This window comes from Dellaglioa algida DSM 15638 (assembly GCF_001434695.1).
Taxonomy (GTDB): Bacteria; Bacillota; Bacilli; order Lactobacillales; family Lactobacillaceae; genus Dellaglioa; species Dellaglioa algida.
Genome location: NZ_AZDI01000002.1, coordinates 192,403 through 215,139, shown reverse-complemented (window position 1 = coordinate 215,139; position 22,737 = coordinate 192,403). Strand labels below are relative to the sequence as shown.

Here is a 22,737-nt window from a genome sequence, read left to right as displayed (position 1 = left end):
GTTTCCTTCTACAGTATACCAAATATTGGCATTTAACCCTCTTATTTACGATACATTTTGGCAATTAAACTCATGCTACTATGCTATACTATTCCTTAGTAATTAACGCGAAAGGAGTCATCATTCATGTTACAACCACTTGCATTTAGAATGCGACCAACAAAAATTGAAGAAGTTGTCGGTCAACAGCATCTTGTTGGACCCGGTAAAATCATTAGACGTATGGTCGACGCCAAACTACTTTCTTCCATGATCCTGTATGGACCCCCTGGTACTGGTAAAACGAGTATTGCCAGTGCTATTGCCGGATCAACTCAATATGCATTTCGTAAATTAAATGCGGCAACAGATTCAAAAAAAGATCTTGAAGTCGTGGCAGAAGAAGCCAAAATGAGCGGTACTGTTATTTTACTTTTAGATGAAATTCATCGACTAACAAAACCAAAACAAGATTTCTTGTTACCACACTTAGAAAGTGGTCGAATTATTTTAATTGGTGCTACAACTGAGAATCCTTACATTACAATTAACCCGGCCATCAGAAGTCGAACTCAAATTTTTGAAGTAAAACCTTTGGACGAACAAGATATTGAAATTGCAATTGACCGTGCATTGACTGATAAAAAAGTTGGTCTCGGCGAGCTCGATATTGATTTGGAGTCTAACGCCCGATTACATTTAGCTCGAGCGACTAATGGCGATTTACGTAGTTCGTTAAATGCTCTCGAGTTAGCCGCTAAATCAACACCCGCTGATGATTCTGGGGTTATCTTTTTAACGTTAACAATCATCGAGGAGTGCTTACAGAAAAAAGCACTCACACATGATAAAGATGGCGATGCACATTATGATGTTATTTCAGCTTTTCAAAAATCAGTACGGGGTTCAGATGTTAACGCCGCTCTTCATTACTTAGGACGTTTAATCCTGGCTGGTGACCTACCTACGATTGCAAGACGCTTGATTACAATGGCCTATGAAGATATTGGTTTAAGTAGTCCTGCCGCATGTGCCCGAACTGTAACGGCTGTTCAAGCAGCAGAAAAAATTGGATTCCCAGAAGCAAAAATTCCATTATCAAATGCAGTAATCGATCTTTGTCTATCACCCAAATCCAATTCAGCTAACGTCGCTATCAATAATGCAATTGCTGATATTGAAAAAGGTGGATTTGGTGAAATTCCTGCTTACCTGAAAGACTCCCACTACAAAGGCGCAGAGGATTTAGGTCGTGGTATCGGATACAAATTTCCTCACGACTACCCAAATGACTGGGTTAGTCAACAATATCTACCAGATAAACTAAAAAATGCAGACTACTATGAACCAAAAAGCAATGGGCGTTATGAACAGGCACTTAAAGAACAATACGGTAAATTACATCCATCAAAAAAATGACCTGTTCACGCTTACATCATAATTGTTGCACGTTTAAGATGTCTGTGCTATATTAAGGATGAAGTTCTGAAGTGTACGCGTTATCTTATTAGAATGTTGACCGAACAAATAATTATATCTAGGCGTTGACTTAATAGGCTAATTAATTTCAAGCCATTTCACTTGGTAGTTAGAGGTTAGTACAGTCGATGCCACCTGCTTTATTGCGGGCTCAACTCACGAAGATGATTAACGGCACTACGCGGATTTTCCAAAGCTTTTGCTTTGATGGCCTGGACAAACTTTGTTTGTTCAGGCTTTTTTTATGTTAATAATAAAGGAGATTTTATGATTATAATCCGAATACTGTTAGCCGTTCTTGCATTGTTACTTTTAACGATCGGTTACTATTTATTCTCTCACCGTGGCAAAAATTTTATGATTTTTAAACCTGAAACAAACCCCGCGCTGAGTATAACGTTAATTATTTTTGGGGTAATTATCGGCGTTGAAGGTCTAATTGGATTAATTTCAATTATTGTCTTCATCCCCATATTTTACGGCATTTTCGTTGCCTTATCCTGTCTCACGGTTGGTGCCTTAACCATTGTTTTATCATTTTTTATGCATTAAGCTAACTTTGTAACCGTTTTTACTTCTATTTTCATCAAATTTGTCGTAAAATGAAGGTATACAAAAGAAAGAGGTGGATGACCATGTTACAACAATATAAAAATATTTTAGTTCCTGTAGATGGTTCGGATGAAGCAAAATTAGCATTTGAAAAAGCTGTACAAGTGGCTTTAAGAAATGGCGAGGATTCTACACTTCATCTTTTACACGTTATTGATACTCGAGCATTCCAAAATATCTCAAGTTTTGATACGTCAATGGTTGAACAAGTTAGTGATACAGCAAAAGAAACATTAAATAAGTATATTGAACAAGCAAAATCAGCTGGTCTTAAAAATGTCGATTTTTCAATTGAATATGGCTCTCCTAAAGTTGTGATTGCCAAAAATGTTCCAATCAATTTAGATATTGATTTAATCGTGATTGGTGCTACCGGTTTAAATACGGTTGAACGTTTATTAATTGGATCAGTTACGGAGTACGTAACTCGAGTAGCAACTTCAGATGTTTTAGTTGTTAGAACTGATTTAAGCAATACACCCGCTCTTAAAAAGTAAAAACATTTATCAATTCTTTAAAAATTACCAACGATTGATATCTAACAAAATTAAACGAACTTAACAATAAAATAATTAGGTTTATGATAAAAAACTACGCCCCAACTGGGTGTAGTTTTTTTGTTTGGTTTATCCCGTTACTTATACGCATGGATCACTAACACCTGATTACTAATCATTTTAACTATTTAACAAATAATCTAGCGGTGAAATTACTATACTGTAGTAACAGGTGCAATAAGCGAAATAATCAGATTTTGTAACATAATGAACGCCTTATTTTGAGTTAATACTCAACTTCCAAGTATGTTAATCAGTAAAAAATAACAAGTAAATACTCCTCAGACGTAATATTCGATTAAAAATAACTTAGAACCACTAGTAAAAAATTAATATAATTTAATAATATATCAATAAAATATTTAATAATGTTTACATATTATTAAATTATGTTATCATTATGTCTAAACAATAAAAAGGTGGGAATTATTATTAATACATGGTACGAGAATATGACGAATGAAGATATGAATTTTATTAAGCGTTTTACGCTATCGTCCGGATCATTGAAGCAAGTAGCAAAAGAATATTCAGTCTCCTACCCCACAGTACGGAATAGACTCAATGAAGTTATAACTAAAATTGGAATAATTGATGAGAAAGATAGTGAACCATTCATAGTGAATCTTATGCGTCTTGTAACGGATGACCAAATTAGTTATAGCGCTGCAAAAAAAATTATAGAATTCCATGAAGGAGAAAAAAATGACTGAGTTAACATTTTTTGCAATAATAATGCTTTTAATTCTGATTGAGACATACGGTTTGGCAAATACAAAATATTTTTGGCTTGGTGGGATAATACCATTGTTAGGTACAATTAGTATCGTTTTGATAATGGTTAAGAGTGAACACATAATCTTTAGAGATTACATAATGGCGGCTATTGGAATTCTTGTTTTGTTAGTCTTTTGGGGTCAAGGTCATGACCGATATACTAAAAGAACTTTAAAAGAAAAAAATAAAATGTTGAGTAACGATTTGAGTCAAAAATAGGCAAAATAAAAAAGAAATTAACCAATTAAATGGTTAATTTCTTTTTTATTTTGTCTTAAATGCGCATGACGTTAGATGATCATCTACCATCCCCATACTCTGCATCAGCGAATAACAAATTTTCGGCCCAACGAACTTAAAGCCTAACTTTTTTAATTCTTTAGATAATTGTTTTGAAATATCAGTTTCTGCTGGAACTTCTTCCGCGTGATTCCAAAGATTATTAAGTGGTTTATTATTTACAAACTGCCATAAAAACGTATCAAATGATTGTCCACTTTGATTCATCTTAACGATGGCCTGTGCATTTGTAATAATTGCTGAAATTTTGCGTTGATTACGAATAATTTTTGAGTTTTCCATTAACTCAGAAATTTTTCTTTCGTCAAATTGACTGACCTTTTGAATAGAAAAATTTTCAAAAGCGAGATTAAAATCAGTTCGTTTATTTAGAACAGTTTGCCAGCTCAAACCCGCCTGCATTAGTTCTAAACTTAATAACCCAAATAACTGTTGATCACCGAAAAGTGTTTTTCCCCACTCTTCATCATGATAATCTTGCATTAACTGATTACCTGACTGTGCCCACGGACATCTCTCCATATTATTCTCCCCCGTTCAAATAAAAAAGATCACCAGTACTGTCTCCAGACTAGTAATCTTTTCAGTTTTAGATTTCAGGTAATTCAGTGAAATCATAATGTAATTCTTTAACAGCGGCATGTTCGTCGAATGCTAATTGAATTAATTTATCAATTAGTTCTGAGTAACCAATTCCCGAAACTTCCCACAATTGTGGATAAAGTGAGATATTAGTAAATCCTGGTAACGTGTTTAATTCACCAAGATATGGAATACCATCTTTAACTAAGAAATCGATTCGTGCCAAACCACGACAACCTAATACTTCAAAGGCGCGTAATGACATATCTTGAATTTCTTTTGTTAATTCATCAGGTAATTCAACTGGCATTTCAAACTCAACGCCTGAAGCATCAACGAATTTATTGTTGTAATCATAAAATACATCCGATTTTGGTACAATAACTGCGCCTAATTTTGAAGCTTTTAAATCAGTGTTTCCAAGAATTGAGCATTCAATTTCATCAGGATTTTCGATTGATTCTTCAACCAAAATCTTTGTGTCATATAAAAATGCATCTTCGATACCTTCGAGGAATTCTTTTTCATTATGTGCTTTATGGATACCAACTGATGAACCTTGGTTAGCTGGTTTGATAAAAACAACATCCCCAAGTTCTTTGCTGATATGTGCATAAGACATTTCAACACGGTTATTAGCCTTAACGACCAAGTATTTAGTATTTCTGATATTATTTAACGTCAACATTTTTTTCGTTAAATCTTTATCAAATGAGATTGCAGATGAACGAACATCACTACCAATGTAAGGTTTGTCTAAAAGTTTAAACAGACCTTGGATAGTGCCATCTTCACCCATATTACCATGAATTACTGGGTAGAAAAGATCGATATCCTTAACTTCAGTTAAACTCATAATGTTTGCTAGTGGATTTGTAAAGTCGATTGTTGGTAAGACATCAGCAACAACTTTTGCTTCTGGTTCGCCATCAAAAATACGACGTGAAGCAGCATCGCCAAGTAATACCCCTTCTTTTGTAAACATGAATAAGCTAACTTCATATTTATTTTTATCCATTGCATCATAAATATTATGTGCTGAACGTTTTGAAACATCATGTTCTGATGAGTTACCACCAAAAAGTAATCCGATGTGTATCTTTTCACTTGTCATCATATTATCCATTCCTATTCGTATTATATTTTTTATTCGTTTAAACCCTTAGTCTAAATAATACCATGTTTAGACCGGTTCTGTCATTTAGGTTTGCGATTTTATTTAAACATTTAAGATCCACATGAAGAGTAGGAATATGAAAAATAATCCATACATGATGGGATGAATATCTTTACGACGACCAGCTGCAATCATTGTAATGGGATAAAGAATGAATCCTAAAGCTATTCCGTCAGAGATACTGTACGTTAGGGGCATCCCTATAACAATTAAGAACGACGGTATGGCAATTTCCATTTTTGACCATTCAATTTTTGTTAATGATTGTGCCATTAATACGCCAACAATAATTAATGCTGGTGCAGTAACTTGTGTTGTCACAACCGATAATAATGGTGAGAAAAACATACCGGCAATGAATAATAGTCCCGTTGTAACGGCCGTTAATCCTGAACGTCCACCAACAGCAATACCTGCTGAAGACTCAACAAAGGCACCAACTGGTGATGTACCTAAAACAGATCCTGCGAGCATCGCTGTTGAATCGGCAGCGAGCGCTTTACCCACACGTGGCATTTTATTATCTTTCATGAATCCCGCTTGTTGTGCTAATCCAACTAGAGTCCCTGCCGTATCGAAGAATGTCACTAACAAGAAAGTAAGCACAACGACCCATAGTTGAACCGTGTTAATATCCCCGATATGTTTAACACCCTGCATAAAGGTAGGTGCTAGACTTGGCGCAGCAGAGACAATACCTGTTGGTGCCTTAATTAATCCCGTAATGAACCCAAGGATAACTGTTGCAAACATCCCTATGAATATCCCACCAGGAACACGTCTAACCATTAAAATTGCAGTAATAACTAACCCAAATATTGTTAACCAAGTTGTACCAACGCTCAATGAACCTAATCCAACGACCGTTGATTTATTAGAAACAATTAATCCTCCACCTTGTAATCCAATAAAAGCGATGAATAACCCAATCCCACTTGAAATCGCATATTTTAAATTGCTTGGAATCGCATTAATAATTAATTCTCGTAATTTAAAAATAGTAATTAAAATAAAGATTAATGAGGCAACAAAGACACCTGCCAAAGCCGTTTGCCATGGAATACCCATCCCGATAACAACCGAGTAAGAGAAGAAGGCATTAATACCCAGTGCTGGTGCGGTAGCAATTGGATATTTAGCTAGAACACCCATTAATATACAACCCAAAGCACTTGATAATGCGGTTGCCGTAAAGACAGCCCCTTTATCCATTCCTGAAGCGCTTAAAACTGTAGGGTTAACAAATAATATATAAGACATTGAAATGAAAGTCGTAAATCCAGCCAAAATCTCACGTTTTACCGTTGTTTGTAACTGGTCAATTTCAAAATATGATTTAATGCGGTTAATCATTGCATATCTCCTTTTTAATAAATGCTTTTGTTCGTGTTTATCCCATTAACGAGCAATTACAATTTTACTATATTCGGATATTAATGTAAATCATATTATCAAATCATATTTTGTTAAGAATTCATTCAAATAAGTCTTATACCGTTAGAATTTTGTTGATTTTAATATCAAATTGGTTATCAAGCCATTGTTCAGAAGTTACGTTTTGGACATCAAGACAAAGTGAAACAGTCCTAGGCTGATATTTGGCAATAAATCGGTCATAATAACCTCCACCAAATCCAATCCTTTGATTATTATTTAAATTAAACCCAACCCCTGGCACAATAACTAGATCTAACTCATTATTTTCTAGTGCCTTATCATAACTGGGTTCCAAAAGGCCATAGCTACTTTTTATTAATCCTTGCTCAGCAGATAGATATGGTAAAAATGCCAACTGCCTTTCGGGCATGGTCTTTGGTACGTATACCTTCTTTTTCTGTTCCAAAGCTATCAGGAGCAAATCGCTTGTTGAAAATTCAATTGATTGACTAATCGTTAACCCGACCGAACTGGCCATTTGCCATTCCTCTGAGCGCAGTAACTTATCGATAATTACTAATTCTTGTCGTTTTTTTTCAAGCGGCTTATTTTTGGCTAAGTCTGCCATTTTAAGAATCGTTTTTTCTCTGATTTCTTGTTTGCTCACTGATTTAAACCTCCGCGTCGAATTCACCGGTGATGACAAGTTTACCGATCATTGCCCCGCCTTCAACAGTCTTAGTAGCTGCTCGCAAATTATCAGCATTAATTCCTTCAACCGATTTAGTCATTGTTGATTTTATGCTACCTTCATCTAATAACTTAGCCAATTGATTTAAGGTAGCCCCTTGCGAAGCCATATCTGCAGTATGGTAAATGCCTTTTGTAAATATTGTTAACCATTTGAAATCGTTACTTTTATTTTTTAAAATACTCAATGGTAACTCCGCAGTTGTTGCCACAATAGACATGACAATTCCCCGTGGTTTAATTAGCTCTGACGCCACATTAAAATATAGTTCAGTTGAATGTAACATTAAAATACCATCAACTTCATGAATTCCTAATTCATCTAATTGTTTTTTCAAATCTTTTCGATGATTAATCACAATATCAGCGCCCATTTTTTTAACCCAATCAATTGTCTCTGGACGTGAGGCAGTTGTGATTACCTTAATTCCTGCCCACTTCGCGAGTTGGATGGCAATAGACCCAACACCGCCGGCGCCATTAATAATCAGAATTGATTGTCCCTGATTGGCATCTTTTTTTGGTACAAAAGCTAATTTTTCAAACAATGATTCCCATGCTGTTACGCCAGTTAACGGGATGGCAACCGCTTCAGCAGTCATTATCTTCTTAGGGGCATGACCAACTAACCGTTCATCCACTAATTGATATTCTTCATTACTTCCCGATCGGTTGTTTACACCCAAATAAAAAACTTTATCCCCAACAACAAAATTAGTCACATTCGCACCAATCTCTGACACGGTTCCAATGGCATCGAATCCTAAGATACGCGATTGGTCCTCTGATTCAATTAACATTCTTGTTTTAAAATCAATAGGATTCACCGAAATCCCCGCTATTTTTACAAGAATATCATGATCTTGAGGCACAGGTTTATCAATTTCAACATCTTTTAACACCCTTACATCTTCTATTGGATATTTACCAAACGCTGCAACGGCTTTCATTTTATTTATCATTAGTTAATCCTTCTTTCGTTTAATATGAATTATGCTATTCATCTTACTACAGTTAATAAAAAAATGATTGTATTCAGATTTAATTGACTTTAACGGCTAATTTTTGTACGATTTGGGTGTACAAAATCTAAAAATATTGGAGATTACCATGATGGATAAGCAATTAAAAACTAGAAAACAACTAAAATCTGAAACGAAAGTACTCTTTAAAGGAAATTGGAAATCTGCTATCTTAATTAGTCTAATAGGTGTCCTTGCCTATATCGTTTATTTACGCTTATATGCCTATGAATATTCGAGATTATTTAATTCCGAGTCGGGGTCTTATGTCTCTCCGTTAAATCTTAATCCAACAACCTCAGCACTGATGATTTTTCTTATTCTCATTTTTGAAATTTTAATTATGGGTGCTTCATATGCCTTTTTAACTTGGGTGAGTTCTAAAAAAACACCAGAACGCGCATTTACGCAAAGTTTCCAAGTTTTCTCTAATGAATTATTTTTTTCAACTATTGCATTAGCAATTCTTAAAACTATTTACACTATCTTTTGGTATCTTTTACTCTTCTTTCCCGCAATCATTAAACACTATTCGTACTCGCAAGCATTTATGATTAATAAGGACTTGCAAGATAACCCTAACCACCCTGATATCAAGACTAACAAAAAAATTACATTAAGCCGTCAATTAATGAACGGTCATAAGTTCGACTTATTTGTACTTGATCTCAGCTTACTGGGTTGGTACCTATTATCACTTATCACACTAGGCATTGGGTTCATCTGGTTCTTACCCTACCAAAAAGCAGTAAAAGCTAATTTTTATAGAGATCTTGCCGGTGATCAATTTTTAATTTTAAAATAACAGAAAAGGACTGAAAGAAATTTCAGCCCTTTTTATTTTGTCGCTAAATATTTAAGACCTTCTCGAACGGCCAATTTTGATAAATCATGTCTTTTAATGAAAGTTTTAACCCACTCCATGTCAGTTTTAGCATATTCACGCAGTGACCACCCGATTGCCTTTTGAATAAAAAATTCATCCGTTATTTGATCATTCATGATCATTTTTGTTAAATACGCTAGATTAGTCGCTTCTCGATATCCTAACTGAAGATTTATACCCACACGGCGCATCCAAAAATCTTCATGCCCTTCAAATTGTTGACTTATAAGATTAAAATATTCCGGGTGTAATTTAACGAAGTCACTGATAACTTTACGTAAACTGTCTACCGAGTCCCACCATGCTTTAATGGGAATTAAATCAATAAGAACTTGAACCTCGTTCACGGTTAATCGTTTAACATTTTTTTGAGCTAAATCAATTGCAACATACTGGTATTCTCTTTCATTACGACTGTAGTAAGCTAAAATCTGTAAGGTAAGTTCTTCCAGCGACCAGGCTTTTGATTCCTTCATTAAACCTTGAATTAATTTTCGTCTGTCAGGTGCTCGGATTCCCAAGAAAACAAATCTATTTTTCATATATGCTTCCATCTTTTCGACATTTTTATTATCCGCTTCGAAATCGATCATTTTAGTTCTCCTTTGTTGAAACCGTAACCATATCAGTTGGATAACGAATTTTATGATGTTATACTGTGGTTAATCATATAAAGGGGGAATCATTATGTCAATGCACAACAATTTAAAAGAATTACTTACAATTAAAGAAGGACCTGTCGTATCAATTTTTATTAAGACATACCCAGGGATTAATTTTGCAGCGAAGAACCAATTAAAACTGAAAACTAGTTTAAAAACTGCAAAAGAAGAACATTCAGATATTGATAAAAAAGCTTGGGGTGCAATTGAAGGTCAACTTACTAATTTCATGAACGATATTGCTGATCGAATTGGTCAATTCCCTAGCATCGCGCTTTACTTAACACCAAATAATTACTTTAAATTTAATTTGAACCATGCCATTGAATTGGATCAGGTGATTGTTGGACCTGAAGCTTACACATTACCTTTACTCGCTCAACAAGCAACAAAATTATCTGGTACGATTTTGAGCTTAAATCGTGATTCATTCGAATTACACCAATTTAAAGAAGGTATCTTACTGAAACAAGAATTACCAAAAGATGCGCCTATCGATATGGTATCAGCCCTTGGACCTGAAAGAACAGATACAACAACAACTCATGGCCCTACTGGTGCTCTTCATGGCTTAAACACTAAAGATGAAGAAAAGGCAATTGATAATAAGAATTACTACTTAGCAATTGAGCAATTTTTAATGGCTCATACTGATTTAATTTACAAACGTCTTTTCATTATCGGGTTACCTAAAAACCAAAGTTTATTCCGTGATTTAACAAAATTAAAAACAGTTAATTCAGAAATTACAATTAAAAAATCTCCTAGCGCATTAACAACTGCTGAAATTGAAAAAGAATTATTGGATCAAAACCAAGTTTTAATCGACCAAACAGTTGAAAAATTATTGGATCGTGCGCGTTCACTTGATGAAGTCAATCCAAGCGAAACGAACCCGGCAGAATTGTTTGCCCTTTTAACACAACATCGTGTTAAAACTTTATTAATAAATGAGGAATCAATGTTCCCAGGATTGATTGTCGATGGTCAAGTCGTCGATACTGAACCTGAAAAAACAACGAATAATTTATTAAATGATTTAGCAAACTTCACATTACGTAATGGTGGTGACGTTTACGTTATATCGGCTACTCACTTTAATTCTGGCCAATTCGTTTACGGTGTTTAACAAAAAAAGGAAGGCATTTGTCTTCCTTTTTTGTGTCCAATCGGTCACGTGATGTTATACTTAAAAGACAAATATATATTCAAGGAGACGACATTTAATGAATAAAGTTTATTTAGCAGGTCCGTTTTTTGATGACAAACAACGTGAACGTGTTTCACAAGTTGTGTCCGCATTAAAAGAAAATAAAACAATTGATGGTGACAATATCTATTTACCACAAGATAACCAAAGTGAACAGTATGAGCAATTCAGTAAGCCTTGGCAACGTGCCGTTTATCTTGCAGATACTCGCCAAGTGCATCGTGCTGATGTTGTTGTCGCTATCCTAGATTATAAGGATGATGAAGGCAATGAACCTGACTCTGGTACTATGTTCGAAGTTGGTATGGCCGTTGAAGCACGTATCCCGGTTATCTTGGTCCAATTCGAAGCCGGACGTGTGATTAACTTAATGTTATCGGAAAGTCTAACAGCCTTCTTTGATGTTAATAAGAACGGTTTAAAAAATCTTTCTGAATACAATTTTGATATTTTAGAAGAAAAATTAACCGAAAATAAAATTTTATAGAAAAAAGATACGAAGAAATAACTATCTTCCTATCTTTTAATTTGATTATATTTCTAGACAATCGGAAAAATTCCGATTGTCTTTTTTTATTTTCAAAAGTTAATAACCAATTAGTCGTACTCTCCTACCAGATATTAACTCTTTCATCGGGATTTTTGTACATCTTATCGCCTGGATTAATACCAAAAGTAGCATAAAAATCAGCTAAATTTTGAACCTGGATATTGGCGCGTAGTTTAGCAGGTGCATGTACATCAATTGATAGCAACAACTGCATATATTGTGTTGAAGCCTTCATACGCCAAACTTGAGCCCAGTTAATGAAGAAAGCGGAAATATCAGCATTTGGCTCTGCCTTCGCGGCTTCTAACGCACAACTCAATCCACCGGCATCCGCAATATTTTCGGATACTGTTAAAGTCCCATTAACTTTTTGACCAGCATACTCAGTTCCATCAAATTCGGCAACCATTTGCTGGGATAATTCTTTAAAATGAGCCAAGTCAGCTTCACTCCACCAATTATTTAGGTTACCGTATTCATCAAATAATGCCCCATTATTATCAAAAGCATGCGAGATTTCATGGGCAATCACGGCACCAATTCCGCCATAATTGGCACTGCTACTTTGTTCTAAACTATAAAATGGCGCTTGAAGAATAGCTGCCGGGAAGACAATAATATTCTTAAATGGATGGTAATATGCGTTAACAGTTGCAGCACTCATCTCCCAGAGATCACGATCAACCGGTTGATTCCATTTACTAAACATATCTTCCGTTGCTAATTGATCAAAACCCATCGCGTTTTCTAATAACGGTTTTTTCGTATCAACATGCATTTTTTGATAAAGTGGATTAATTTTTCCCGGATAGCCGACTTGAATACCTAATTTATTTAATTTCAAGATGGCTTTGTCGCGTGTAGCGCTAGTTAACCATTTATTGTTGGCCAATCTATTTTGATATACACCAATCATTTTTTCAACCATTCGTTGAACATCTGCTTTAGCATCTTCACCAAAATATTTATGCCCATAATATTCACCAACAATACCGCTATAAGCACCCATGGCTAAATAATAAGCAAATTTTTGTTGTTTCTTCGGCCCCTTACTTCCGGATAACGCACGTCCATATTCACCAGAAATAACGCGTATATCATCTGATAAAAATGAGCTAAGGTTGCTAACTGTTTTAACAATTAGCCAACTTTTAAATTCATTAAAATGAGCTTCATTCAATATATCATCGATTGCAGCCAAGTACTTAGGTTCAGTCACAATTATTTTTTCTGGCTCTTGACCATTTAATAACTGCTTAACAACCACTTGTAGATTTACATTTTTACTTTGTAATCCAAATTCAGTAAACGTTTGTGGATTGTACGCTTTACTATAATCAGCAGATTCTTCAGCACTTTTAACATGTGGCACTAAATTGCGATCAAAAATTAATGCCTCTGAAATAACTTTTTTCACATCTTCTTCACTGTAATCTAGAGCGCCCAATAATTTTGTCATCATTTTACGGAATACGTCAAGTAATTGTTCGGCTTGTTGATTATCTGCCTCATAATAAGTTTTATCCGGCAAAATAAGATTTGGAGCCGCCGCAAAGAAGGCATTAATTTTAGCATTCTTCATGTCAGCGTCAACGTCAAAATTAAGTGGTGAAGGATATCCAGCAAGTACAAAGTCAGCCCATTTAACATTAAAGTCAGCTAAACCTGTTAAATTTTCTAACGGCTCTAAAACGCTCTTCAACGGAGTTGTTCCTTCTAATTCACGACGATCAAAATCAGCCGCTAATGCGTAATAGTTTAAAAATTCTTGCATTAATGCCGATTGCGTACTTGAATCAGATGTCATTTTTTCAAAATCACTCATTAATGTTTTATCAATCTCATCAGCTAAATCATTAAAACCACCCGTTGCAGGCTTATCATCAGGAATTTTGGCAGTTTTTAACCACTCACCGTTCACGGCTTCATATAAATCATCTTTAATTAGTTGTTCATTTACAGTCATTATTTTTATCCCCCATTGGTCTAATTATGTAATTCAGTATAAACCTTATGATGGAAATTTAGTAATAATTTACTTAAAACTAACATATTAACATAACAAGAATTCCCCATTAAACATTATTTGAGAAGTATCCTTTAATTACAATATATTATTTCATTTCTTTTACTTTAGTTTCAATAAAATCAATTTCATCTTGATTAAAATCGTACTTCTTATAAAGTTGTTGATCAATCTCAGATATTGATTGGGACCAATCAATATCTGAGATTGATGTAAAATCTTGAAGCGGAATTTTAGACCAAACCTCTTTTGTCTTATTTCCTTGAGTAATTTTCACAACACCAAGCATCCCACGTAAAAATTTAGTTTTTAAATAAGTCAACAGATTTTCTGCCTGTTCAATGTCATCAAATGCTCCAAATGAGATAAACGTTTCCGTGTACCCTTGGTTTGGCCCTTCAATTACTGGCGTTGATAACACTTCTCCGAACTGTCCTGACCCATTTGAGCTTGGAACCAACACTTTGTATTTATCCATATTAGGATGTTCGGCTAAATAATCACGTCTTATCCACTTAAAAACACGATTGCTGTTCTGTCTTCCTAAAATTTTGATATATCTGTGTTCATCATCTAATCGCTCATCATAAAATATCTCCTGTAATTTATCAAATACTGATGATGAAAGATAGCGACTGGATCCCCCCGAAACCCTACTCTTAAGTTGTAAATTTTCTTTCCAGAGTACTGTGGCATATTTATAGCTAGTATTACCATAAAGTAACTCACTAATTGATAAAAATTTGTCTTTTACAACCTTTTTTACAATTCCATTAAGTTCTGTATAACTGGTAAATGTTCCGATTGGGCCAATAACCTTAGTAGAATTATGATAAAGTATTGCCACCCCACCCTTTATATCGGTATTTGGAAATAATTCTGATGCCTTCTGATTAAAATATATTACTTTTAAGTGCATGTCATTAATCATTTTTTTATTCCATATATTGGACGTAGATCCAACATTAAACAAAAATCTTGCTGGCGAAATCAAAATATATTTATCACTAATTTTCTCCGCTAGATCATAAAAATAATTATAAACAGCCGGTTGTTCACCACGATTTTCAATATTATCTTGATATGGTGGGTTTCCAACAACTACATCAAATTTCATTAGTTTCTACCTCCAAATAATTCATCACATTTCTTTTCAAAATCTCCTTCACCACGAGCAAATGAGGTTGTATCTAAATATACGATATGAGAACTATTAATATTCTGTCCTTTTTCATCAAATCCAAAGATAAAATTTCGTGCAATATTATAGATGATTTCACTCGGTGCAAAACCGTACACTTGATGTTCGAGTATATGTTTCAATCGTTCATCATCATTCGGAATAATGTTTTCTAATCCTACATACAACCTTTTTACAATTTCGGTAATGTAAAGACCTGATTTCATATATAAATCAGCAAATGTTTTTTCCGGATTCGTAAAGTCTTCAGGACTTTCTTCCTGTAATTTATCAATCATCATTACAACCACTTTTTTTGGTGTGAAAATTTGATTTGTTTGTTGTGGTGGAATGTAATCAAAAATGTCTTCTTCATGTATTTCACCAAAATAATTAGAAAGTTCAGTACGTTTTCTTAAAAATTCTTGTACAGACTCATCAAATACAATCGCATCAAAGAAATTATAAGTATCACGCAATGTTCTAAATTGACCCAAAGTAATTCCGGTTACTTCTTTAAATACGTGATCATTAATTGTTGTATCAAACGATGATAAAGCGGTGTCTGTTTTTCCATATGCCATTAAAAATGATGGAATTGTTCTAGCGAAGCCACGTAGTCGTGCACGTACATCATCTTCAACGGTATTTTTTTTCTTATCTTCAGACTTATTTAAAATTGTTTTAGTAGACTCACGAACTAATTCTTGAGTTTTTGTTTTAACAGTCTCGATCACTTCTTTATTAAATTCATTATCGATTTGTCGTTTTTTCGTCTCATAGTTAACCTGGGCCTCAGCAATCACTTCTTCATTATTACGAGATTCTTCAACTATACGCTTATATTCAACTTTTGCTTCAGAATGTTTAATTTCTGCTTGTTTTTGTACTATTTCTACTTCATGAGCCATTGCATTTGCACTATTCTTTGAAATTTTTTCAGCGGCTTTTGACGTTAACCCATTTTCTTTTGCCAAATTTTTTACAGCATCTTGAGTCTTTTGTTTGAATGTATTAGATATTGTATTTGCAATATTCTTTATATCAGCACTATTAACTATCTCTTCAATCGCTGAATTAACATCTGCGTAAACCTTTTCACCAAAGTGAGCATCCGTTTGACTATTCACAACCTTTTGTTCAACAGCCACTTGACCATCATTGTTAATTTTAACATCTCTCGTATCAATTCTATCATCTGTCTTACGAGGTACTGCCTTACCTTGATCAACCGGATTTAATTGCTCAAGAATTTCACGAGCACCTGCTGACGCAAAAATTCCAGAAATATTTTTAAACAATAAATTAGACATAAATCCACGACGAACTACTTCTTGAGCTTTAATTGTCTTAGGGATGGTCAATACCTGATTGACATCAAGTTCAATCATCTTTCCTTCATTGTCTTCAGCAATAACTGAAAAAAAGTTTAATAGTTTTCTAATATTTTCTTTACGATTTTCTGTTGTTCCACCACCATTAGTTGTCTTACGTGATAAGTTATTTGCAAACTCATCATAGACTGTAAGCGTACGTTCCGGTGCAAAATCAAAAACATATGCATTTTCTTTTCGCTTTACTTGTCCATCTATCTTAAAATCAAATGGATTCTGAGCTCGAAATGCTGCTTGCATATACAGACTTGGAGACTTCATATTAGATAACATAAGTACCGCTGTCCATTCTGGAACAGTTACACCTGTAGTTAATTGTCCTACCGATAAGGTGATTGTTTTATCATTATTTTTAATTGCTTCTTTTACACGATCAAAAGATTTTTGGTTAATAATTTGTTCATCTGATGTTTTACCATCCCCTGCCGCAAGAACAATTTTATAATTTTCAAACACAGGATGATTTTCCAATAGTTTTTTCAATGCTTTAGCACTAGCTACTCGATTTAAAATCCAAAAAGTATGCTTTAATTCATTTCTTAATTTTTTAGTTGAAAAAGGATATTTTTCATTTTGAGACAAAGCATTTAACCATTTATTTATATCTAACTCATGAATAAATTTACCTGTTTCATTAGTTTCAAAAAATTCATTTAAATCAAAGGTATAATCAATATTTTCACCATTAATTTCAGCACCTCTGTTAACTTCATCAGTAACCATTTGACTCATTTGATAAGAAAATAAGTTTAGTCGTGGTAACTTTTCATATGGATTATTTTTTTCAATGCCCACTGGCCAATCAGCTTTAGCTTCTTGTTCATCTGCATACGACCAGTTAAAAATTTGGTCATCTGAAAACTCTCCTGAGGAAACTGCTTTAAATGGTGTTCCCGATAGATGTAAAGTGAAATTACGTTTAATATTTTGAAAAGCTATATCTGTTTTAAAAGTATCTATTCCCTCATGACTTTCGTCAATAACAAGAAGATCCCATTCAAGTGATTTTACCCATTTTAATTTGTCATAACTACCACCAAAAGAAATAGCTCCTTTTAAATCTTGTAACGAAATAAAAGAAATCATTTTATCTTTACCACTCTTAAGTGATTGATCATTAAATTCATCACGTGTCATCACTGGTCTATCTTTAAGTGAATCACTTGTAGATACAAAAGAAAAGTCAGTTTGCCAAGCAATGTACTTTTCAAAATCATCAAACCAAGAATTCGCAATTGTAGGGCGATTGGTTACAATTAATACCTTACTTGCATCTAATTTACGAGCAAGATCATAAGTAGTTAGCGTCTTACCAAATCGTGGCTTTGCATTCCATAAAAATTTACCTTCTTGATGATTATTGGCATATTGCAACGTCATGTCAACGGCAGCCTTTTGCTCATCTCGAAGTTCATACTGTGACTCTTCTTTAACTTGAGTAAGTTTATTATTACGGAAATCATTAAAATCAATGTGTGCAGCATCAGGCTCTTTATCGTAAAAAAACCATTCTGTGCCCTGTCGTCGTTCTCTTTCTTTGTACTTACGTAAATAATTATGAAGTGGTTTATCCGTAAACCAATCGTCTGTGTCACTAAATTTAGCGGGCTCTGACCACAACGTTTTTGTTACAATCCCCGCAGTATGTGTCTGCTGTTTAATACGATCATCAACATTACGTTTTTCAGTATATCCGATTTTTATCCAGCCAGCATTTTCACTCGCAGTAGGCGTAACATATGCATAAACCTGTGGATAGATAGTCTTAGTCGTTTTAATAAGTGTCTTATCCCTCATACCTAATTAACTCCTTTATCAAAAAATTCCATTTTGTTAGTTTCCCAGTTCATTACTTTTACACGTTTTCCAGGCTTAATTTCCCATTTTTCTTCAGGTTCTTCAGTATCAAAAAGTGATATTTGAGTCTCAATTATTCTTTCTCGTTTTTCCGTGAACGGAATAATATATTTTAACCCATCCATTTGAAAAATATTATAACTAATTATTTTAGCAATATCTTCAAACAAACCATATAGAGGCTCCTCAAGCCACTTATCATAATAATAGTCTCGGTAAGTGTACAGTAAGTTTTCTCTTGCAAGTAGTAACGAGTCCCCACTCCACTCAAATCCGTAACTTGCTTTATACGCTTCAACAACTAATCGTTGCCACTCAGCCTTATCATCAACCTCACGATTAATTCGTTTTATCTTTCTATCAACAAATCCAACCCTATCATTTAACTGTATACTTTCCCCAGTCTCCATATCATACCTACTTGCCATATAAGGTGCTTCACCACAAGTTATTTCCAGCCACACGCGTTTAACATAAGTCTCTAAATCATCATTTAGAAAATCTTTGTCAACTATATCATTTTGCTTCTTTATAATCCAAGTTGGCGTAAATACTTCAGCTTTTGACTTAGTTCGTTCTTTTTGTGCCTCTTTAGACTTCAAAGCACGAGGTTTAATAATATTTCCCATCTCCCCCGTCACAAGTTCTGATTGTATTTGAGAAGTCTCAGAGTATGATTTATTACCATATTTTATATAGTTTTTATTTGCCCAAATAATGTTTTTCTTAAGTTTTTGTGTTGATCTAGTACGGTCTAATAAAAGAATATCCAATATTATTGGCATTTTTTCTCGAATGGTAGTTTCAAGAATATCCGTCGAGTTTATTATATTCATCGTCTTTATTCCTTTCTCAGTGGAGTTTTATTAGATTCCATGACTCAACTAACTTCTTATCTTGTACTTCCACCATTTATTTTTAATTCTATATGAAATATTTAGTCATCTATCAATTAAATAATTTAATTGACTTAAACTATTGTTAACCCTATTCTCTTTTCAGAGAATTTATAGAATATTCTGATGTACACTTACTTAAATGTAATATGTTGAAAATATTTATTCTTAATGTTTTCTAACAACATTCTATTCGTACTTAGCTGAAACTTCGCCTTATTCATGTATCCACTATCTAATAATTTATTGGAAAGTCGAATAGAGATGGCCTTTTTTTGAGAAGATAGTTTCAAAAGATCTTCATATTTTCTTTCTACAATTACTTTATCTAAATTATCCGTACTCTCTTTTTCCATTTCACTTATATTTAATGCTTCTAGCCAATTGTTTATTTCAGTCAACATTGAACTACTAGATTCTTTACTATTAACCCTATAATTTGAAAGTTGGTTATCTAAATATTTTTTTATAGATTGACTAACTATCACTTTTCTTTCTTTCTTTACTTTTGCAAAAAATTCTTCGGTAAAGCACTTTATTTTAGAATTAGTATCATCTTCCGAAAAATTATTTTCTAAAACACTTGTCATTACATCTTCAGTAAAAAAAATCATTTCTATTTCATTAAAGGGTAATGTGTATATATTATCTCCTCGATAGCTTATAATTTGCTCATCACTCATCAGGTCAGAATCAATAATTCCGTATGCACAATTATTATCTAAAACTAGTGAATTATTGTAGGCCTTTGTGTATTGAATAACCTGGGTATGCCCTCCAACTGGAACTACTACTACTTTTTCTCTAAATAAATTGCTGTAAACAAAATAATCGTCTGAATCTTGTTTACCCTCACAAAAAAGAATAGGTATTCTAGCACCTAATATTTCTGAAAGTAATTCTTTAGGAAATTCATTAGTTAAGTTACCCTCGTCATCTATTCTCTCAATACTCCAATTATCCGGATATGAAAAATTTTTACACCATAACATATCTGTATTAGATCGACTCACTATAAAATCAATTGTATGGGAAATGTATATAAATTTACAATCTTGTCTGTATTCCTCTAAACTATCCCACAATCTACTAAAATTGGAAACATTTAAAAATGTTTCAGGTTCATCAACTACGATGAAACTATTGGGTTCTGCTAAAAAAACCTGACAAATATAATACAAAATTGCTTTTTCACCATCACTCATAGAATTTATTGAATAGATATGTTCATTTTTTTTTAGGTTCTAATGTCCGATTTATTGTATCAAGTTCTAAATTAATATCGGGAATAAGTGCTTTCCACAATTGGTTTACTTTATATAAAGTAGTCTTTTCTCGCTTTACTTTACTCATATCCTCTATTTTAAATGCCTGATTTTGTTCCTCAACTTGTTCATTTGCAATAACTGTTATTAATTTAGAAAATAATTCAGATAATTCATCCATATACTGACTAACCACATAAGTCTGTTCATCACCGGTAAATTTTCCTTTTCCAATAAAATTAGTTTGTTGAATATTTCTCATTGTTCTTTTATCTGTGAGATATAAAGACTGTATATTTTTTTTATAAAATAAAAATTTCTGAGCAGGTATTACAACAATATTTTGTGCCATTGATTCCTTCAAGTAACTTGCAAAACTAGATTTACCGGCTCCGTTACCACCGACTAATACAGCATTTTTATCACGAATCATTGATAAATAATTAATTCGTTTAAATTCCATCACTAAATTATTGACAGTATCTTGAATATTTATATATTTGTGTAAAACATCAGAATAATATTCATTTTGTATACTTAAAAATCGGGTATTGTATCTATCAATAACTTCATCAATTAAAGTATTTAATTGTTTTGTATTATTTTCATCAAAAATTTTATTTTCACTAATTATTTTAATTGTTTTTTCCATAAGAGCTGGTAGTTCTTGAATGACTTCATTTTCTTTGAGTTTTTCATCATTTATTCCAATAATTTCAGTACTAACACTCTTTAAACTTATTATTATTTCGGTAATTTTATTTTTAATTTCCATTTTTCCTCCCAATAATTACTGATTTACCCAACTGATCCTTCCATCTGATACTCAATCAAACGGTTCAACTCAACGGCGTATTCCATTGGTAATTCCTTCGTAAAAGGTTCAACAAATCCCATTACAATCATCTCCGTTGCCTTGGCTTCAGAAATACCGCGACTCATTAAATAATACAATTGTTCTTCAGAAATTTTAGAAACTTTCGCTTCATGTTCCATTGACACATTTCCATTCAAAATTTCGTTAAACGGAATCGTATCGCTTGCGGATTGATCGTCCATAATAATTGTGTCGCATTCAACATGCGCAAACGAACCATCACTATGTCGGCCAAATTTTAAGTACCCACGATAATCAACTCGACCGCCATCTTTACATAATGACTTAGACACAATAGAAGAAGTTGTCTTTTTCGCATTATGAATCATTTTTGCACCAGTATCTTGGATGATATTCCCACCTGCAAATGCAATTGATAGCATTGTGCCATGCGCGCCTTGTCCGTCTAAATAAATACTTGGATATTTCATCGTGACTTTTGATCCAAGGTTCCCGTCAACCCACTCCATAGTCGCATTTTCTAGAGCTCTCGCACGTTTAGTCTCTAAACTATATACGTTATCCGACCAATTTTGAATCGTCGTGTAACGACAGTAGGCATCCTTCATGACATTCACTTCTACGACAGCAGCATGTAAACTATCTGCTGAATAATTAGGTGCCGTACATCCCTCAACATAGTTCACACTTGCGCCTTCATCAACAATAATCAACGTTCGTTCAAATTGTCCCGTGTTCTCAGCATTAATTCTAAAATAACTTTGAATGGGAACTTCTGTCTTCACACCTTTAGGCACATAGATAAAAGTACCACCAGACCAAACGGCCGAGTTCAAAGCAGAAAATTTATTATTTGAAGCAGGCACTAATTTACCAAAATACTGTTTGACTAGTTCAGGATACTCTTGAAGGGCAGAATCAGTATCCATAAAAATAATCCCTAATTTTTCGAAATCTTCCCGCATATGATGGTAAACGACTTCTGACTCATATTGCGCTGAAGAGCCGGCTAAATATTTACGTTCGGCTTCTGGTACACCTAGTCGATCGAAGGTCTCTTTAATTTTATCTGGTACGTCGTCCCAATCTCTGGCAATAGTATCACTCGCTCTTTGAAAATAACGCATGTTCGCTAAATCTAATTGCGATAAATCAGGTCCGAAACTTGGCATGGGCATTTTTTCATACAAAGCGAATGCACGAAGTCGATAGTCTAACATCCATTCTGGCTCATTCTTAGCTGCAGATATTTCTCGAACGGTTGCCTCGGTTAACCCACGGCCGGTTGAATAAATCGGTTCAAAATCATCTTTAAAACCATATTCATATTCACCACCAACATCTAATTCTTTCACACTGAA

Annotated in this window: 21 protein-coding genes; 8 read left to right on the top strand and 13 right to left on the bottom strand. The window is 33.8% G+C overall.

From position 1 onward, the window contains the following. Positions 1–126 precede the first annotated feature (126 nt). The 5 genes from FC66_RS02735 to FC66_RS02715 all read left to right on the top strand — a co-directional run bounded on the left by FC66_RS02735 (position 127) and on the right by FC66_RS02715 (position 3,623). Positions 127–1,398: a replication-associated recombination protein A gene (locus tag FC66_RS02735; protein WP_057973841.1), complete on the top strand. Its 1,272-nt coding sequence runs from the start codon at positions 127–129 to the stop codon at positions 1,396–1,398. 327 nt (positions 1,399–1,725) lie between these two features. After that, positions 1,726–2,010, top strand: coding sequence for a hypothetical protein (locus FC66_RS02730; protein WP_057973840.1), 285 nt, complete (start codon positions 1,726–1,728; stop codon positions 2,008–2,010). An 83-nt stretch (positions 2,011–2,093) separates the two neighbouring features. Then, the gene (locus FC66_RS02725; RefSeq protein WP_057973839.1) at positions 2,094–2,567 is read left to right on the top strand and encodes a universal stress protein; all 474 of its coding nucleotides are present in this window, start codon (positions 2,094–2,096) and stop codon (positions 2,565–2,567) included. Positions 2,568–3,016: 449 nt separating this feature from the next. Next, positions 3,017–3,340, top strand: a complete 324-nt coding sequence (locus tag FC66_RS02720) for a DUF2089 family protein (protein WP_083478939.1) — start codon at positions 3,017–3,019, stop codon at positions 3,338–3,340. Next, entirely contained in the window at positions 3,333–3,623 is a 291-nt protein-coding gene (locus tag FC66_RS02715; RefSeq protein ID WP_057973837.1) for a hypothetical protein, read from the top strand. The genes FC66_RS02720 and FC66_RS02715 overlap by 8 nt, the downstream gene beginning before the upstream one ends. 45 nt (positions 3,624–3,668) lie before the next feature. Here the strand turns inward: FC66_RS02715 and FC66_RS02710 are convergent, their stop codons facing one another. From FC66_RS02710 to FC66_RS02690, 5 genes are all read right to left on the bottom strand, one after another. Continuing rightward, positions 3,669–4,226 (bottom strand): DNA-3-methyladenine glycosylase I, encoded by a 558-nt coding sequence (locus tag FC66_RS02710; protein ID WP_057973836.1) that lies wholly within the window; start codon positions 4,224–4,226, stop codon positions 3,669–3,671. 67 nt (positions 4,227–4,293) lie between these two features. Next, positions 4,294–5,400, bottom strand: a complete 1,107-nt coding sequence (locus tag FC66_RS02705; RefSeq protein WP_057973946.1) for a D-alanine--D-alanine ligase family protein — start codon at positions 5,398–5,400, stop codon at positions 4,294–4,296. 105 nt (positions 5,401–5,505) lie between these two features. Further along, positions 5,506–6,816, bottom strand: coding sequence for an NCS2 family permease (locus FC66_RS02700; RefSeq protein ID WP_057973835.1), 1,311 nt, complete (start codon positions 6,814–6,816; stop codon positions 5,506–5,508). A gap of 136 nt (positions 6,817–6,952) precedes the next feature. Continuing rightward, entirely contained in the window at positions 6,953–7,507 is a 555-nt protein-coding gene (locus FC66_RS02695; protein WP_057973834.1) for a 5-formyltetrahydrofolate cyclo-ligase, read from the bottom strand. A gap of 4 nt (positions 7,508–7,511) precedes the next feature. Then, a complete protein-coding gene (locus FC66_RS02690; protein WP_235804036.1) occupies positions 7,512–8,552 on the bottom strand; it encodes a zinc-binding alcohol dehydrogenase family protein in 1,041 nt (346 codons plus the stop codon). A gap of 148 nt (positions 8,553–8,700) precedes the next feature. Between FC66_RS02690 and FC66_RS02685 the strand changes: the two genes are divergently transcribed. Further along, positions 8,701–9,417, top strand: coding sequence for a DUF975 family protein (locus FC66_RS02685; protein WP_083478938.1), 717 nt, complete (start codon positions 8,701–8,703; stop codon positions 9,415–9,417). A gap of 32 nt (positions 9,418–9,449) precedes the next feature. Here FC66_RS02685 and FC66_RS02680 read toward each other — a convergent pair whose 3' ends face one another. Further along, a complete protein-coding gene (locus FC66_RS02680; protein WP_057973832.1) occupies positions 9,450–10,091 on the bottom strand; it encodes a DNA alkylation repair protein in 642 nt (213 codons plus the stop codon). 94 nt (positions 10,092–10,185) lie between these two features. On the opposite strand from FC66_RS02680, the gene FC66_RS02675 reads away from it, so the two are divergent. Both FC66_RS02675 and FC66_RS02670 read left to right on the top strand, forming a co-directional pair. Then, a complete protein-coding gene (locus FC66_RS02675) occupies positions 10,186–11,289 on the top strand; it encodes a baeRF6 domain-containing protein (protein ID WP_057973831.1) in 1,104 nt (367 codons plus the stop codon). A gap of 97 nt (positions 11,290–11,386) precedes the next feature. Then, entirely contained in the window at positions 11,387–11,857 is a 471-nt protein-coding gene (locus FC66_RS02670; protein WP_057973830.1) for a nucleoside 2-deoxyribosyltransferase, read from the top strand. Between the two features lie 124 nt (positions 11,858–11,981). On the opposite strand, the gene FC66_RS02665 is transcribed toward FC66_RS02670, so the two are convergent. From FC66_RS02665 to sufB, 7 genes are all read right to left on the bottom strand, one after another. Beyond that, the gene (locus FC66_RS02665) at positions 11,982–13,886 is read right to left on the bottom strand and encodes a M13 family metallopeptidase (RefSeq protein ID WP_057973829.1); all 1,905 of its coding nucleotides are present in this window, start codon (positions 13,884–13,886) and stop codon (positions 11,982–11,984) included. A 148-nt stretch (positions 13,887–14,034) separates the two neighbouring features. Next, a complete protein-coding gene (locus FC66_RS02660) occupies positions 14,035–15,063 on the bottom strand; it encodes an Eco57I restriction-modification methylase domain-containing protein (RefSeq protein WP_057973828.1) in 1,029 nt (342 codons plus the stop codon). After that, on the bottom strand, positions 15,063–18,317 hold the full coding sequence (locus tag FC66_RS02655; protein ID WP_057973827.1) for a DEAD/DEAH box helicase: 3,255 nt from the start codon (positions 18,315–18,317) through the stop codon (positions 15,063–15,065). The genes FC66_RS02660 and FC66_RS02655 overlap by 1 nt, the downstream gene beginning before the upstream one ends. Before the next feature lie 2 nt (positions 18,318–18,319). Further along, positions 18,320–19,213, bottom strand: coding sequence for a hypothetical protein (locus FC66_RS02650; RefSeq protein WP_057973826.1), 894 nt, complete (start codon positions 19,211–19,213; stop codon positions 18,320–18,322). A gap of 194 nt (positions 19,214–19,407) precedes the next feature. Then, a complete protein-coding gene (locus tag FC66_RS02645) occupies positions 19,408–20,478 on the bottom strand; it encodes a DUF4435 domain-containing protein (RefSeq protein WP_083478937.1) in 1,071 nt (356 codons plus the stop codon). A gap of 22 nt (positions 20,479–20,500) precedes the next feature. Then, a complete protein-coding gene (locus FC66_RS02640; RefSeq protein ID WP_057973824.1) occupies positions 20,501–21,313 on the bottom strand; it encodes a hypothetical protein in 813 nt (270 codons plus the stop codon). Positions 21,314–21,336: 23 nt separating this feature from the next. Further along, positions 21,337–22,731, bottom strand: coding sequence for a Fe-S cluster assembly protein SufB (gene sufB, locus FC66_RS02635; RefSeq protein ID WP_057973823.1), 1,395 nt, complete (start codon positions 22,729–22,731; stop codon positions 21,337–21,339). Positions 22,732–22,737 lie beyond the last annotated feature (6 nt).

Coding starts and splice junctions, on each gene's coding strand:
- FC66_RS02705 (WP_057973946.1), bottom strand. CDS start 5,400: ATGACAAGTGAAAAGATACACATCGGATTACTTTTTGGTGGTAACTCA.
- FC66_RS02710 (WP_057973836.1), bottom strand. CDS start 4,226: ATGGAGAGATGTCCGTGGGCACAGTCAGGTAATCAGTTAATGCAAGAT.
- FC66_RS02645 (WP_083478937.1), bottom strand. CDS start 20,478: ATGAGTGATGGTGAAAAAGCAATTTTGTATTATATTTGTCAGGTTTTT.
- FC66_RS02670 (WP_057973830.1), top strand. CDS start 11,387: ATGAATAAAGTTTATTTAGCAGGTCCGTTTTTTGATGACAAACAACGT.
- FC66_RS02700 (WP_057973835.1), bottom strand. CDS start 6,816: ATGATTAACCGCATTAAATCATATTTTGAAATTGACCAGTTACAAACA.
- FC66_RS02715 (WP_057973837.1), top strand. CDS start 3,333: ATGACTGAGTTAACATTTTTTGCAATAATAATGCTTTTAATTCTGATT.
- FC66_RS02660 (WP_057973828.1), bottom strand. CDS start 15,063: ATGAAATTTGATGTAGTTGTTGGAAACCCACCATATCAAGATAATATT.
- FC66_RS02690 (WP_235804036.1), bottom strand. CDS start 8,552: ATGATAAATAAAATGAAAGCCGTTGCAGCGTTTGGTAAATATCCAATA.
- FC66_RS02730 (WP_057973840.1), top strand. CDS start 1,726: ATGATTATAATCCGAATACTGTTAGCCGTTCTTGCATTGTTACTTTTA.
- FC66_RS02680 (WP_057973832.1), bottom strand. CDS start 10,091: ATGATCGATTTCGAAGCGGATAATAAAAATGTCGAAAAGATGGAAGCA.
- FC66_RS02655 (WP_057973827.1), bottom strand. CDS start 18,317: ATGAGGGATAAGACACTTATTAAAACGACTAAGACTATCTATCCACAG.
- FC66_RS02735 (WP_057973841.1), top strand. CDS start 127: ATGTTACAACCACTTGCATTTAGAATGCGACCAACAAAAATTGAAGAA.
- FC66_RS02665 (WP_057973829.1), bottom strand. CDS start 13,886: ATGACTGTAAATGAACAACTAATTAAAGATGATTTATATGAAGCCGTG.
- FC66_RS02650 (WP_057973826.1), bottom strand. CDS start 19,213: ATGAATATAATAAACTCGACGGATATTCTTGAAACTACCATTCGAGAA.
- FC66_RS02640 (WP_057973824.1), bottom strand. CDS start 21,313: ATGGAAATTAAAAATAAAATTACCGAAATAATAATAAGTTTAAAGAGT.
- FC66_RS02675 (WP_057973831.1), top strand. CDS start 10,186: ATGTCAATGCACAACAATTTAAAAGAATTACTTACAATTAAAGAAGGA.
- FC66_RS02725 (WP_057973839.1), top strand. CDS start 2,094: ATGTTACAACAATATAAAAATATTTTAGTTCCTGTAGATGGTTCGGAT.
- FC66_RS02685 (WP_083478938.1), top strand. CDS start 8,701: ATGATGGATAAGCAATTAAAAACTAGAAAACAACTAAAATCTGAAACG.
- FC66_RS02720 (WP_083478939.1), top strand. CDS start 3,017: ATGTTATCATTATGTCTAAACAATAAAAAGGTGGGAATTATTATTAAT.